Here is a 1,259-nt window from a genome sequence, read left to right on the forward strand (position 1 = left end):
TGGTGTTAGTATAATAATGTAGACACAGAAATCCGAACATAATAAAATATAGAAAAGGAAGGACGTGTCTACAATGCCAAGAGGACAAAATCAATATAAGGATGAATTTAAAAATACTATAGTAGAGCTCTATAAGTCAGGTAAGAGTTTAGCAGATTTAAGCAGCGAGTATGGCATATCAAAATCAACAATAATGGGCTGGCTAAAAAAAGCCAAGACAGTAGCTGTGGATAAAGATAAAGAAATAACATCAGCAGAGTATCAGGCAATGCTAAAGAAGATGGCAAGGCTTGAGGAGGAAAATGAAATATTAAAAAAAGCCATGGCCATATTCGCAAAGAAATAAGTTCTATATTTAAGTTTATTAATGATAATGAGAAAAAGCATGATATTAAATTAATGTGTGAAGTTTTAAAGGTCTCAAGAAGTTCCTTTTATAAGTATCTGCACAAAATCGAAAGTAAGAGAAGCATAGAAAACAAGATGTATGAACAAGAAATACTGAAAATCTATAAAGATAGCAAAAGCCGTTATGGTGCTCCTAAAATACATAAAGTGCTTAAAGAAGAATTAGGACATGCTATAAGCCTTAAAAGAGTACAAAGACTTATGAGAAAACTAAACATAAAATCCATAATTATAAAGAAATTCAGACCTCATCCTTCTAAAAACAAAGTAGAAGCTAGAGAAAACGTTTTAAAAAGAGATTTTTCTACAACTACAATTAACGAAAAATGGGTTACTGATATAACTTACATTTATACTCTTAAGGATAAATGGTGCTATCTTGCTTCAGTCTTAGATCTTCATACAAAGAAAATTATAGGCTATGCTTTTTCAAGGACCATGGATACAGAACTAGCTTTAAAAGCAGTAGAAAATGCCTATTCAGCTCAAAATCCCCAAAATACAATAATACTCCACAGTGATTTGGGATCACAGTATACAAGCTCTAATTTTGAAGAATATCTTTCTAAACTTAATATAGTCCATTCTTTCAGTGCTAAGGGTTGCCCCTATGATAATGCTTGCATAGAATCCTTTCATGCATCTCTAAAAAAAGAAGAAGTAAATTTAGCTACATACTATAACTTTGATGCTGCTAGGCTAGCTATATTTGAATACATAGAGTCCTGGTACAACAGGAAAAGGCTTCACAGCAGTATCGGTTATATGACTCCACAGCAGCTTGAAGATGCTTTAAGAAAAACTGCATAAAAAATTCGAGTTTCTGTGTCTACTATATTGACTTAAATCCA

1 protein-coding gene is annotated in these 1,259 nt (G+C 32.1%); it reads left to right on the plus strand.

Going from position 1 to position 1,259, the window contains the following annotated elements; genetic code table 11:
• Positions 1–73: 73 nt before the first annotated feature.
• Positions 74–1,218 (plus strand): IS3 family transposase gene (locus ACJDUG_RS17770; protein WP_406771204.1). Its coding sequence is split into 2 segments (ribosomal slippage): positions 74–311 and positions 311–1,218, totalling 1,146 coding nucleotides; the frame shifts between segments, so codons are not numbered across the junction.
• Positions 1,219–1,259: the final 41 nt, after the last annotated feature.

This window comes from Candidatus Clostridium stratigraminis (genome assembly GCF_045310675.1).
Lineage (GTDB): Bacteria > Bacillota > Clostridia > Clostridiales > Clostridiaceae > Clostridium_AT > Clostridium_AT stratigraminis.